12 protein-coding genes are annotated in these 12689 nt (G+C 44.5%); 1 reads left to right on the forward strand and 11 read right to left on the reverse strand.

What is annotated here, in order from left to right; translation table 11 throughout:
- Positions 1–11 precede the first annotated feature (11 nt).
- From MKY48_RS17325 to MKY48_RS17345, 5 genes are all read right to left on the reverse strand, one after another.
- On the reverse strand, positions 12–386 hold the full coding sequence (locus MKY48_RS17325; protein ID WP_076321415.1) for a cupredoxin domain-containing protein: 375 nt from the start codon (positions 384–386) through the stop codon (positions 12–14).
- 58 nt (positions 387–444) lie between these two features.
- Positions 445–639 (reverse strand): twin-arginine translocase TatA/TatE family subunit, encoded by a 195-nt coding sequence (gene tatA, locus MKY48_RS17330; protein ID WP_339264954.1) that lies wholly within the window; start codon positions 637–639, stop codon positions 445–447.
- A 74-nt stretch (positions 640–713) separates the two neighbouring features.
- Positions 714–2393 (reverse strand): GMC family oxidoreductase, encoded by a 1680-nt coding sequence (locus tag MKY48_RS17335; RefSeq protein ID WP_339273537.1) that lies wholly within the window; start codon positions 2391–2393, stop codon positions 714–716.
- A gap of 67 nt (positions 2394–2460) precedes the next feature.
- On the reverse strand, positions 2461–3237 hold the full coding sequence (locus MKY48_RS17340; RefSeq protein WP_339264956.1) for a gluconate 2-dehydrogenase subunit 3 family protein: 777 nt from the start codon (positions 3235–3237) through the stop codon (positions 2461–2463).
- Between the two features lie 346 nt (positions 3238–3583).
- The gene (locus MKY48_RS17345) at positions 3584–4009 is read right to left on the reverse strand and encodes a DoxX family protein (protein WP_076321417.1); all 426 of its coding nucleotides are present in this window, start codon (positions 4007–4009) and stop codon (positions 3584–3586) included.
- 407 nt (positions 4010–4416) lie between these two features.
- On the opposite strand from MKY48_RS17345, the gene MKY48_RS17350 reads away from it, so the two are divergent.
- Positions 4417–5409, forward strand: a complete 993-nt coding sequence (locus MKY48_RS17350; protein ID WP_339264958.1) for a lysylphosphatidylglycerol synthase domain-containing protein — start codon at positions 4417–4419, stop codon at positions 5407–5409.
- Positions 5410–5602: 193 nt separating this feature from the next.
- On the opposite strand, the gene MKY48_RS17355 is transcribed toward MKY48_RS17350, so the two are convergent.
- From MKY48_RS17355 to MKY48_RS17380, 6 genes are all read right to left on the reverse strand, one after another.
- The gene (locus MKY48_RS17355) at positions 5603–7216 is read right to left on the reverse strand and encodes a DUF4179 domain-containing protein (RefSeq protein ID WP_339290043.1); all 1614 of its coding nucleotides are present in this window, start codon (positions 7214–7216) and stop codon (positions 5603–5605) included.
- On the reverse strand, positions 7200–7718 hold the full coding sequence (locus MKY48_RS17360; RefSeq protein WP_339264962.1) for an RNA polymerase sigma factor: 519 nt from the start codon (positions 7716–7718) through the stop codon (positions 7200–7202). The genes MKY48_RS17355 and MKY48_RS17360 overlap by 17 nt, the downstream gene beginning before the upstream one ends.
- Before the next feature lie 593 nt (positions 7719–8311).
- Positions 8312–9391 (reverse strand): ribosome small subunit-dependent GTPase A, encoded by a 1080-nt coding sequence (rsgA, locus tag MKY48_RS17365; protein WP_339290045.1) that lies wholly within the window; start codon positions 9389–9391, stop codon positions 8312–8314.
- Between the two features lie 14 nt (positions 9392–9405).
- Positions 9406–10437, reverse strand: coding sequence for a phosphotransferase (locus tag MKY48_RS17370; RefSeq protein ID WP_339290047.1), 1032 nt, complete (start codon positions 10435–10437; stop codon positions 9406–9408).
- A gap of 465 nt (positions 10438–10902) precedes the next feature.
- Positions 10903–11820 (reverse strand): GNAT family N-acetyltransferase, encoded by a 918-nt coding sequence (locus MKY48_RS17375; protein ID WP_339264967.1) that lies wholly within the window; start codon positions 11818–11820, stop codon positions 10903–10905.
- A 295-nt stretch (positions 11821–12115) separates the two neighbouring features.
- Entirely contained in the window at positions 12116–12526 is a 411-nt protein-coding gene (locus tag MKY48_RS17380) for a helix-turn-helix domain-containing protein (protein WP_339290049.1), read from the reverse strand.
- Positions 12527–12689 lie beyond the last annotated feature (163 nt).

The raw sequence follows: 12689 nt of genomic DNA on the forward strand, positions 1-12689 counted from the left end.
CGCATACATATTTATTCAACAATCAAGGTCCCCTTCATATCGCTGTGACCGGCTCCGCACATGACGGAGCAGTGGAATTCATGCTCACCAACTTGATCGGCGGTAAATTCGGTCGAGCCAGGCTGCTGCAGGTCAACGTTGAAATCGGGAATGGCCAGGCCGTGATTTCCATCTTTGTTCTCCAGCGTAATTTTGACTTTTTCGCCCTTTTTGACTTTAATCTCGGTAGGCTCGAACTTAAAGTTTGACGCCGTCACCTTAATTTCTTTTACACCATCCGATCCGCCTGAAGACGAGGACTCGTCCGACGAGCTGCCGCCGCCTCCGCATGCGCTCAGCACCACAACCAGCAGCAAGGTAAGTCCAATCAACATCCATTTTTTCATGTCAAATCCCTCCCGATAAAATAATTAAGTTGCCATCTTCGAACCAAACAAACCATTCCTAGTGATCTTCCTGGCGGCGCCCCGCGTCCTGCTTCTCTTCGTCCTCTTCCGTCAGATGACGAGCGGAGTTGCGGAATTCGTGAAGTGTCGCTCCCACCGCCCTGCCAAGCTGAGGCAGCTTGGACGGTCCGAACAGCAGCAGGGCGAGCAGCAGCAACAGCAGCAGCCCCGGTATTCCAATCGTCGAAAGCATAGCCGATCCCTCCCTTTCCTTGAAGTCTCATGAAGTAGCATGTTAATCGCATAAGCATGGAAGGACTTGCCCGTTCAGACAAGCATGCCTCCCTGTTTCAAATATTTCTGGATCCCTTCCGCCGCCCTGTAGGAGAGCGCGCCGACGGTATCGGTCGGATTGTATCCACTATTATGCGGGAATGCCGAAGCACCCACCACAAACACATTTTCCGCTTCCCACATCTGCAGGTAACTGTTCACGGCCGACGTTTCCGGGTCCGCTCCCATAATGACGCCTCCGGTATTGTGGGTGGACTGGTAAGGAACGATATTATACGGGTCCAGCTTGTCCTTGATCTCCACATGGGAAGGCCCCATTTCCTTCATAACCTCGCCCGCCTTATCTGCCAGATACTTCGTCAGCTCTCGGTCCTGATCTTCGAAATCAAACGTAATCCGCAGCAGCGGTTTGCCGTAAATGTCCTTATAAGTCGGATCCAGATCCAGGTAATGGTGCTTCCAGGGCAGGCTAGCCCCTTGCGTCGCCACGGTCAGCACCCGGTTGGCATACTTTAGTGTGGTCTCCTTCCACTTCTTGCCCCAGGTCGGCGTACCCTGCGGCGCCGGATTGTTCTCGATCGGACGTAGGCCGTTCTGGCTGATCCGGATTCCAGCCCCGTGCAGAAACTTCAAATCGGAATGGTCGAAATTATCCCCGTTGAAGTCGTCGAACTCCATCCCGAGCGCCCCGGCGCCCATGAACGTGCTGAACTCTTCGTCATCGTAAAAGCCGACCGCACGTCCGGAGTTGACCTGATACGCATAATTTCGGCCGATGGTCCCCCGTCCGGTCTTCCGGTTGTAAGGCGTCCCGAGCTTGGAGTTCAACAGCAGGCGCGCATTGTTCAGCATGAAGCTGCCGAGAACGACCACGTCCGCCGGCTGGGTCACCTCTTCCCCGGTCACTGTGTTGATGTACACCACGCCGGTCGCTTTTTTGCCGTCATGGAGAATTTCGGTCACGTTCGAGAAGGTGCGCACCTCCAGCTTGCCGGTGGCCATCGCCGTCGGAATGACGGTAACGACAGGATCCGCCTTGGCACCGTACTCGCAGCCGAACCGCTCACAAAATCCGCAGTACTGGCAGGCTGCCCGGGATATGCCGTCGGGATTTTTGTAGTTCTCGCTCAGGTTTGCCGAAGGGATCATGTACGGATGGTATCCGAGTTTCTTCGACGCCTCTTCGAACCGCTGCAAAATCGGCGTTTTCTTCATCGGCGGGGTCGGAAACGGATGGGACCGTTTGCCAAGCATCGGATTGGCTTCCGATTCCCCCGAAATGCCGGCTACCTGCTCAAACTTGTCGTAGTACGGTTCGATTTCGTCATACGTGATTCCCCAGTCCTGCAGCTGCATGCCCTCGGGAATTTTGCCTTTTCCATACCGTTCCACCGTCTGGTTGTAGATTTCAAAGTCATACGGCAGGAAACGGTGCGTCTGCCCGTTCCAGTGCGATCCGGCACCGCCGAGCCCGTCTCCCAGCAGAAAGGAGCCATAGCTGCGCATCGGCAGCGCCCTCATTGACTCCGAATTGCGGAAGGTGATCGTTTCCTTGGATAGATCCTGCATCAGTTCAAAACGCCGCGCGTACCGGAGCTCGTCATGATCCATGAAATAATCCTCTGTGCTTCGGCTCTTTCCGCGCTCCAATCCGACTACCTGGATGCCCGCTTTGGTCAGTTCGGCCGCAATAATGCCGCCGACCCAACCCATTCCAACAATAACCACTGGTACTTTAGGTAATTTGCCCACGTCTGATGTCCCCTTATATCTGTGAAATTTATTCGCTCATGTGAGCCTGCAGGCTCTTCGGCTTCATCTGAACCAGCCCTTCCTTCGTAATCTGCTGGGCATAACTCATCTGGTTGCCCGGAAACTTCCGCATCTTCCACCCGTTCATATTCCGGTTGCCGCCATAGAGCGGATCCGCGTAGACCCCTTCGATCGTCAAACTTCTCAGCATCTTGAAGAAACTGCTGCTCGTCACCCCGCGCATGGGAAATTTATCCCCCTTTTCCATAGCGGTCAGCACTTCATCCTGCTGCTGAGCCTCAAGTTCCGTAAAAACCTTTTTATACTTTTGCTGGCAGTAACTCTTAAGTCCCTCCAGACCCAACGTGAACATTTCGTTGCGTTTCAGGCGCGACTGCTCTCCCTGCGTTGCCTGGGCTTGGACAAAAGGACCCATCATATAGTCCCGCGCATTATATCCCCAAGGACCTGCAAGCTGATGATCAATAAAAAAGGCTACGCCCAGCGCCTTGGCTCCAGGGCCGTTCTCATCTTCGGGATAAATCCGTTCGACCGCCGCTTCGGTCATTTTAAACTGCTCCTGATTAAAGAACATTAGCGCATCCTGCAACGAAGCTTCCGGCTTGCTGGCCGGTGCGGGGGAGTTGTTTTTCTCAAGATTGTCCGTCAGGACACCCCCGAACACGCTGCCAACGATCAGACCGCCCAGCGTCATACCCGAGGCTTTCAAAAAATTCCGCCGGGATTCATCCGGTTGTTCTGACCGGGCCGGCTTGCTGTTCTTTCCCAATTTCAGTCCTGGCAATATGATCCCTCCAATTGTGATATTGTGGATACAATAATAAAGACCACTTTGAATCAGTTACCCAAAATTTATCTTTTTAAAAAGCAACATTTGTCATCAATCGTCAAAATGCAACTAAGTTCCTAGTAAGAGACCCCGGCGCTTACGTTAGCCTCGCCCAGCTCTTTCATAAAGGAACGACGCACGCAGCGCCAGCCCTATTTACGGCTATGATAAGAATAGAGCGCCTTGCTGCCTGCTTTTTTGGAAACAAAAAAGAGCCCCCGGTTTTCTACCGGAGGGCTGACATGACCACTGATTCAACCATGTGGTAACATCGCAATATTCAAAAGGTTGCAATTGTATTTTAGTGTAAGCGGCTCTTTGCTGGTCGTAGAGCCCACGAAAAGATATTTAGTGCAGCATATGAAAGCGGAAGGATAAGATTAAAACCGTAATCACCATAATCGTTAGCAAATGCATGAGACAATGCCGCACCCGTCATCAAAAAGAAGATTCCTGCGTGAACCCATTCTTTAAGTCGAGGTAAACCTGGCACGACGAGAGTGATGGCTCCAAGCACTTTCCATATCCCGAGAATAGTCAATATGTATAATGGGTAGCCCAGATTCGTAACTAAATCGAGGTTGCCTCCAAATTGCATCAGTTGTCCGATACCACTTAGCATAATAGCTGCTGCGAGTAGTAATGTGACTGACCAATAAGCAACCATTTTTCCGTGGGGCTGGGTATTTACTTTCATGGTCGTTTCCACACCGATCATCTTACTCATTTGTTTCCCTCCTCATTTCTATTAATTACAAAAACGAGTCCCGTTCCATTTCCTAAAGCGATAAAGCTGTCTTTTTCCTCTAGCGTATAATTTGCCATATTCAATCCCTTCCTTTTCTTAGAGTTTTCAATGATTTGTCATTTCGCTTGATGGGTAAATAATAACTTTAAATTATGTCAAAAAATGATACTGTTTTAGGGGAATCGTATCAGCAAATTTAAAAACCAGAAAAACGCTGCTTGAAAGCGGCTATTCATATAGCGTGATGACCTTAGTTAAGTTTCGGTGTACCCCATTTGCTTTAAAAGAAAAGTATGAAATTGATAATTGATACTTAGCTTCGGATTTTAAATGAGAGTCCTTATGGGCATACTAGATATACGATAAACGTAAGGGGAAGAATGCAAATGGCAAAGGTGAAAAAGCAGTTTGCACGATTGGGGAAATTAAAACTCATCTCAACATTATATCGCATGAAAATTGTGAAGATCTTGATTCCTATGATCATCCTCGGAATGATTGTTTGGGCGGGAAAGTCTGAGCTGGGCCGGATTGACTGGGCTGCCACGCTGGAAATCCTTAAGCATCTCGACCCTACACGAATCTTCCTTCTATTGTCTCTATCCCTAGTCGCAGTCGCATCGGTTAGCGTCTATGAGTTTTTGCTTCGGCATCATTTCAAGCTTCCTCTCGGGATCTGGGCGACTTTCCGCTATGCATGGATTGCTAACACGTCAAACAATGTTATAGGATTTGCCGGGATCGTTGGTGCCGCGCTTCGTACCTTCCTATACCGAGGGCGAGGAGTTTCGATACCAACTATAACAGCTTGTATTGCCTTTCTGGCTACTATTACAATTACGGGAGTTTCGCTGCTGGCTTGGGGGGATTTGACCGGGCTGTTTCCGATCGATGCGGTGATTCAATCTCATCGCTGGACCTTGTATGCTGTCTGGGCGATCGCGCTTTATCTGCCGGGGTACCTGCTCTTTCAGCGGACTCCCTTCTATAGCAAATGGCTGAACCGCAATCTGCCCCAGATGAATCTGTCCATAATCGTTGCAGCTGTAGGTGTCTCTGTCGTGGAGTGGCTATTAGCAGGCGTTGCCTTCTGGGCGATTGCGGCGACTCTACTTCCGGAATTTCCTCTTCGAACGGCATTAGGCATTTACACCGTCGCCGTAGCGACTGGTCTTGTCAGTATGACACCCGGCGGCATTGGCGGTTTTGATCTTATTACCCTGCTTGGTCTTCAGTCCCTTGGATACCCTCCTGAAACAAACGCTGCGGTTCTTGTATTATTTCGTTTGATGTACTATTTGATCCCTTGGCTCATTGGACTGGTAATGGGAGGCATTGAGTTTGCACTAGGTCGATACCGTACCCAGTTTGATGTATAAACTTGGTTTATTGCTTGGTAGTGCTGCCCTCTCTAACCAAAATGTCCGATTCCCATATTATTACTCAAACTCTCGTTCCCTCCACTCGCATAGCAGGTGGTTTTATGTTTCGCACGCTATCGCGTGCTCAACTGACTAAAGTCGTAATAAGAGAGCCCACTTAATGTGGACTCTCTTTGGGATTTTAGCTCCATTATAGTTTAACTTCTACGTCCCGATCTGGATCGGTGTATTTATAAATACCAGGGTTTAGTTCAATCATCTCATCCAATGGAATACCACTATAGCTGTCAACATTTATTTCTGTAGAAACCATACCCTTAGGTGTAATTTCAGGTACTACTTCTTTGCCGTTAATTCGCAGAGTTGTTTGGTTAACGCCCCTGAAGCCTGGAGATTCGGATTGTGACTCTACAATCAAACTCTCCCCCTCCATATAATACGTGAACTGAATATCAAATCCATCGACATTGAGTTTGGTATACTGCTTTTCTTGTTTTGGTTTGTTTAGAGTAATCCAGTTCTTCGTAGTATCCCGTTTCTCAACGACAGCATCTTTTAATATCAGCTTCATTGGAACATCAGACCAGTTTTTGTACCACTCCGGAGATTCAAATTGAAATAAATGCTGATAGCTTTCGGGAAGGTTACCTTTCAAAGTCCTCACCCCAGTAATTATGTTATCCCCTATAGCCAATTGTGCTATGTTGTAATGAACAATTCCATTCTTAAGAGAACCTTCTTCGTTTATTAGAATTTGGATATCTAAAGGAGTAATCACAAGTTGTTCTAAAGTGATACGTGATTTTTCTTGGAATTCAGGACTAGTAAGTAATTTATTTGTGTAGATAGCCTCACTTGCTTTTTGACCATCTGCTTTAAAATCGAATTTCCAAGTGCCCAATATCCGCTTTGCTTCTTCAATGTAACTGAAATGAATACTCGCATCCGTCCAATCTGTTTTGGTCATATTGAACACCTGCTCTATCAACAAATCTTTATCTTCGCTCGGTAAAATAGTTGGAATTGCGTCTAATTCTTGATCACCGGTATGAACTACTAAATGAGGATTACCATGTCCTAAGTGAGATGGGGAAGCAGCGACTTTATAGCGGATAACGGTTTGATTTCCATCCTGTCTAACGGACTCAATATGAATCGTTGGATACTGTGCAACTCCTGTAATCATTGTATCTCCGGGTTGATGATTAGAATTCAAGCGAATATCCCGATCACGGTAAAAAATAAGATTTTGTGCTTCGAACGTATATTCCTTCGTGTCATCCTTTAAGGTATCGGGTGTTTCATAGACACCAATGAGTTTCTGGCTGTCCGGATCGTATCCAAAATAACCATATACTTTTGCCTTCGATTTGTATTCACTTGTCATTGTATTTATTTCTGTAGCAAATCCAGTATATTGCGTCAGATCAGTTGGAGTGTCCAGAGACACGAGCATCTTCATTTTTTCTCCATCAGTCACAACACCATTCAAATTCATGGTCACACCTGAACTGGAAGATTGAAGATCATACTGCTGGCCGATACCGTTATTCAATGCATTTGCAACGCTACCTCCTCCGATTCGATCCCAATCAATCGTCACACTTGCGAATACAGGGATGGCGACAAGTAAGAAACAAGAGAAAACGATGCTGATAGGAATAACTTTACCGCGTTGCCGAGTAGCCTTTTGAGAAGTTTGCAGATTGACTCGTCGATTGTGTGCTTCATTTTCGATGGCTGTCCACATCAAGTCATAATCCGGCAGAGGAGTACGCCTAACATTTTCAAAAAAACGATTCATTACTTCTCATCTCCTTTAGTTGTGGTTCAACCATTTTATTAAGAAGTTTTAGCCCTTTGTTTAATCTCGATTTTGCAGTTCCTTCGGGTATGTTCATCACTTTTGAAATTTCGGGTACGGTCAATTCGTTGATAAATCGAAGCACAACCACCATTCTAATTTTTTCAGGGAGCTCACTGTATAATCCTTGTAGCTCATCCTTCGTTTCCCGATGATCTAAACATTCTTCTACGGGGTTATAGTCCTGAGTTTTGGATAACAAATAATGACGCACTTCTTTCATCCATCCTGTTTTACGTCTCCTCATAACATTGTTACATTCATTCGAAGCAATTCGTAGAATCCACGATTTCAAGTTCCTTACCTTAGTTCTGTCTGCCAAGATTACTTTGACAAATACCTCTTGGGAAATATCCTCAGCATCAGCCTGATTTTTCATTATATAGTAACAAAAATAATAAACTTGCTCCTTATACATTTCGAAAATCTCTCGATCAGTCATTCTCACGCACCCCCTTTTGTTATTCTCATACATAAGACTGATAAGGCTATGTAATCGTTCATTTTGGTTATACTTATTCTTAACTCGTGACAAGTCTTTGATCGAATTTGAATTGCAATATATTCTTGTCTCGCGACAACAGATCCGCAAGCAGTTCTTTCCACGAAAATCGCCCTTCACCTGATCTCTTACATGTGACATTAGTGAATCGGCAAGCTTTCAGTCAAGTTAAAGGTTAAATGCAAGCCAATTCATATTAGAAAGTTATTAGACTGCTATTCTCTGCTGTCGTTAAACTATCCTGCCCGTTAGCTGATCGAAAGAGCAGCCCGCTCACATTGCCCGACTGCCTTCTTGTATTTATTGAACTGACACTTCCCGTTAGTTCAGTTTCGAAATAACTCAAGGATATTCAGATTTAGGACTTGTACCGATAAAACAAAAAAAGCCGCTAATATAGCGACTTTCTATGGGATTATGCTTTTATCCTTCGACGACAACAACAGACTCTGCTAGTCCATTATCTATCAACATTCCGGCATTATCTCAATCCAAGCTACATAAAGACTTGTACGATATGCTTATCAGTAAAATCAATGTTTATCGTTAGTACGACGAGTCTCCTTACTCTTCTGCCTTTCCCATACTTTCATCGTTACTTGCTGATGGTCTTTACTGCGTAAATAAGTAGCTTTATCATCAACAAACGCAGCTTCCTTTTTAAGAGTTAGATAACTTTCCCACCGTTCATAGGCAAGGTTTCCGTCCTCAATCGCCATTTTTATCGCACAACCAGGCTCGCTTTGGTGCTTACAATCTGAAAATTTGCATCGTCCTAAAAACTGTTTTACATCAGAAAAGCTCTCTCTTAAACCTTCAGAAACATTCCACATACCAAGCTCACGCATGCCAGGGGTATCAATAACCATCACGCCGCTGTCCAATCTAATCAGCTGACGATGCGTGGTCGTGTGTCTTCCTTTACTATCATCTTTCCGAATTTCTTTGACAGACATCACCTTCTTGCCTGCCAAAGCATTGACAAGACTGGATTTTCCCGCACCCGACGATCCGAGAAAAACAACGGTCTTTCCTTTTTTAAGATAGTCTGCAAGTCCGTCAATGCCATAGCCCGTTTTTGCACTGATCGCGTGAACATCCACGTCAATCGCAATTTGTTTGACTGAAGTAAGTTGTGCAGAGTAGTCTTCTATTAAATCTGATTTCGTCAGCACCACAACAGGCACTGCGCCCGACTGCCATGATAGAGTTAAATAGCGTTCTAATCGCTTTAGATTCAAATCGTGATTAAGGGATTGCATGATGAATACATAGTCGAAATTAGCAGCAACCGTCTGCTCTTTAATGGTTTTGACATACTCAGACCCATGACCGGATAAATCATTTCTCGCAAATTTGGATTTGCGTTTTAACGTTTTTATAATAAGGCTTTCACCCTCTGTGTTGTATTGAATTTCTACAAAGTCACCAGTAGTGGGGAATTCCTCAGTACAGTTGTTGAAATAAACACTCGATTTTAGTTTTGCGGTGCATTCACCATACTCGGTAACAAGGCTGTAGCTCCCTTTATGCACAGCGGTAACTCTTGCATAAGTCCCCTCTATGTCTATTGAATAATTTTGAGCCGGAAAGCCGTAGTCTGTTAGATTCATGATACCTCCAATTGTCATTGTTCATTCCTTATCTCAAAGATTTTTTGCAGGGTTTGGATGTGCAGCATTCTTTCATCATCTGTATCTTGGAGTTTGTTTCCTGATCCTGCGTCCATATACCACTCTACAAGCCTGTATCCGAACATCAGTAGAATCAACTCATAAACGCAGTTATTCTCTATGTGTGAAATATCCACATATTCCGAAAAGCCCTTGTAATACGCCGGGATACATCTATGGTAGTATTCAACCATGTTTTCAATATCGGCTTCGTCCGCGATAAGACTTGCCATGTCTTCACCTAAATAGCCCCACCCCGTGGTATCCCAGTCCATGAGTATGGTTTTACTGTCTGAATAGAATATGTTTGCCACCCAAAAATCCCTGTGGCACAGCACGATGGGCAGCTTTTCTATACGGTTGAATATTTCGTCTGCGTTTTCATCAATGTCGATGAGCATATTACATAGGTGTTTCGGGATTTCGCAATCGTCGGAGCGTATATAATCGTACACTCTATTCCAAGACCGATAATGAAGATAGAAGTTCTTCATACAATCCACTTTACTCAGGTTGGTCAAGTTCTGTAAAATGATTGGCTGTTCGGCATATAACTTGCCTTGGAACCGTCCTAATTCCTCGGCTGCGCGTTCATACATATCGCCAGTCAAATCTAAACCCGATATGCCGTCGATATATTCCATCCATATCTGCGTTTCGGTTTCTTCTTCGTTCATTTTGGCGTGATAACATTCAGGCCAACGGAATGATTCAGAAAACAGAGCACTGAAATTGGATTTATAAAAATCATATTCCCTACGCCAGGAATCGGGATCGCTGTAGCGTTCCCATTTCTTCTGAGTTTTTAAAACGATTTTATAGGGCAACGTCCCGCCGTCAGTGGTTTTGGCATTGCCCGTTACAAGCTCTACATCACCCACTGTACCGCCATGTAATGGTTTGCTCTGAAAATCGGTGCAGATTATTGGTGTACCGAGCATTTTACTTATGATCGGTGTCAAAGTTTCGGCTGTTATTTCGCTCATTATGGAGTCCTCCAATCGTTTTTTTAAAAGGTACAACATTTTTATGCCTGTTGTTCGCCGTTCAAATTTACCCAACTAGTTTTTCAGAGGTTATGTTATCGAGTTCAGAAAGCAACTGTGCTACGGTCGATTTTCCACTAGCCATGATCCCTGTGGTTAATATAATGCTTGGCTTCTCCATTAACATATTAAAATCACCATCCTTAGCGTCTACATAAACATCATATTTGAAAAGAAGACAACGATGAAAGGTCGACTATAGATATATTCATTTATAACCTCTTGCTGCCCGTTAGCTTAATGAAATAGCGATTGGAAAATGATTAGATATTTGTCTAACCAGTAATCGGAACACGTTCTAGTCCTTTACGGCAATCGGTACAAGTTCGTGACCTCGAATCGGGACATGAACTTGTACCGATATAACAAAAAAAGCCGCTAAATTAGCGACTTTCAAGGGGTCAATTAAGAAAACGACTTACACCATACAAACATATTTCCCAGTGCTTGAAATCCAACTCTTGTGTAGACTCGCATCGCGTCATCTGGTTCTGGATCAAGCGTCCACATTCCCCCATGATTGATGTAGAGTTTACTGACGCCGGCCTCTTTTAACTGTCGCATACACTCGTACAACAGGTTTGTTGCCAATCCCCGCCTTCGATATGTGGGAGCCGTTCCAAACGGTTCGATAATGGCGATATTGTTATCACTGTCGAGCCAGATATTTGCAAAGCCGACAATTTCGTTCGTCTCGTTCACAATAACCAAGTCCAAATCCTGACGGTACGTTGGACAGGACATCAAATGAAGGTAAATCTCGATATCTGGCGCAGTCAAACCAGCTGAACCGCTCATGATATTGACCTTTTGCTCTAAATCGCCCGCCTCGATCGGGCGCACCTTGAACCCCTCGGGAAAATGAGGTTCTTGATTCACATCTTCTAAATCAATAACCCCGGAATACATATACCAGGTATGCTGTTCATATCCCCTGGCTTTGAGCGTTTGTACTCGGGGAAGATCCTCAATATAACCCCAAATATAAACCTCCTGTCCGTTGCGATCTTCAAGTGACGGACCGCAATAGTGTTGTTCCACCCAAGCGAATATTTCATCTTCTAGATGAATGTATTCAGGCCCGGTAAAGCAATATAGAATTCGATAATGCCCAGGCCAAATAGCACCGATAATGGTGTCATTTTCGATTTCGCAAACCATCAGACTTTGAAGGAATTTTTCACCGCCGAAGGCGCGGTTATAATCAAAATCCGCTAGACTAGGATAAAAACGGCGGGTTGGATCGGCAAACTTTTGAGTAATTACCTTACGTAGTGCCATGTAATCGCTCTCATCTTTGTATTTCCGGAATTTCATCGTCATGCCTATCACTCTCCGGTTCCTCATAGTCTGATGAACAATTTCATATGTTCAATACTTTCAGAGTAATCCAATGTTGAAAAGGACTACAAGTGGAAAAATGGTTATATTTATGTTTTCTAAAGATCGTAAATGTGTAGAATAACATCTCATATAAAAAACCCACTGATGCTTAGTTTGATCAGCGGGTTTAAAAGTATTCTTTGCCATAGATCATCTTGGGTATCCTTCTGCACTTATTAAGTACACCTCCACATAATTAGTTCCGTTTAGATATGTCTCCAATACTTATCAGGTACTATTGGTGTCTTTCTATTTCCGCTTGTTTTTTGATTGAATCAACAGTGAGTGCGAAAGCTTCAGCAGCCTTGTATGCATCTAATGCATTTTGAAGTCTTTTTACTTGTTGATTCAACTCATTCCTATTCTCTTTGACCTTTATTGTTGCACGCGCAACGTCAATAAGCTCTTCTCTTGCTGCATTTATAGCCCGGTTATGAGCTTTTTCAATTATTTGTACTGCCATATGAGTATAAATCGTTGCAAACTCTTTATCGCCAATCTGTTGCTCACGAGCAGCTAAGTCACTCTCACTGATTACCCAATCTCCGGAGTCGTTTTTCGAAGCGGCTATACGCCCGTCATTAATCATGTTTAGAATGGTTTTGTAATGAACCCCAAGTAACAACGCTGCTTCTTTAGCATTCATTATTATTCAACCTCTTATCTATAGTTATCCATATATTAAGAGATAATAAGAAGAAAGTAAACAGGATATCATAACATTCTTTGATGTGGGCTTCACCAAATTAAGAAAAGAAGTGCTAGCCCGCCATTTAAGAAATAGCTTCTAGCACTTCAAATGATCTTTT

The organism is Paenibacillus sp. FSL W8-0187 (assembly GCF_037969755.1).
In the GTDB taxonomy this organism is placed as follows: Bacteria; Bacillota; Bacilli; order Paenibacillales; family Paenibacillaceae; genus Paenibacillus_AQ.

Excerpts from the sequence above, each read along its gene's own strand:
- MKY48_RS17350 (WP_339264958.1), top strand. The coding sequence starts at position 4,417 with ATGGCAAAGGTGAAAAAGCAGTTTGCACGATTGGGGAAATTAAAACTC.
- tatA (WP_339264954.1), bottom strand. The coding sequence starts at position 639 with ATGCTTTCGACGATTGGAATACCGGGGCTGCTGCTGTTGCTGCTGCTC.
- MKY48_RS17335 (WP_339273537.1), bottom strand. The coding sequence starts at position 2,393 with ATGGGTTGGGTCGGCGGCATTATTGCGGCCGAACTGACCAAAGCGGGC.
- rsgA (WP_339290045.1), bottom strand. The coding sequence starts at position 9,391 with ATGAATCTAACAGACTACGGCTTTCCGGCTCAAAATTATTCAATAGAC.
- MKY48_RS17370 (WP_339290047.1), bottom strand. The coding sequence starts at position 10,437 with ATGAGCGAAATAACAGCCGAAACTTTGACACCGATCATAAGTAAAATG.
- MKY48_RS17355 (WP_339290043.1), bottom strand. The coding sequence starts at position 7,216 with ATGAATCGTTTTTTTGAAAATGTTAGGCGTACTCCTCTGCCGGATTAT.
- MKY48_RS17360 (WP_339264962.1), bottom strand. The coding sequence starts at position 7,718 with ATGACTGATCGAGAGATTTTCGAAATGTATAAGGAGCAAGTTTATTAT.
- MKY48_RS17325 (WP_076321415.1), bottom strand. The coding sequence starts at position 386 with ATGAAAAAATGGATGTTGATTGGACTTACCTTGCTGCTGGTTGTGGTG.
- MKY48_RS17380 (WP_339290049.1), bottom strand. The coding sequence starts at position 12,526 with ATGAATGCTAAAGAAGCAGCGTTGTTACTTGGGGTTCATTACAAAACC.
- MKY48_RS17345 (WP_076321417.1), bottom strand. The coding sequence starts at position 4,009 with ATGAGTAAGATGATCGGTGTGGAAACGACCATGAAAGTAAATACCCAG.
- MKY48_RS17375 (WP_339264967.1), bottom strand. The coding sequence starts at position 11,820 with ATGACGATGAAATTCCGGAAATACAAAGATGAGAGCGATTACATGGCA.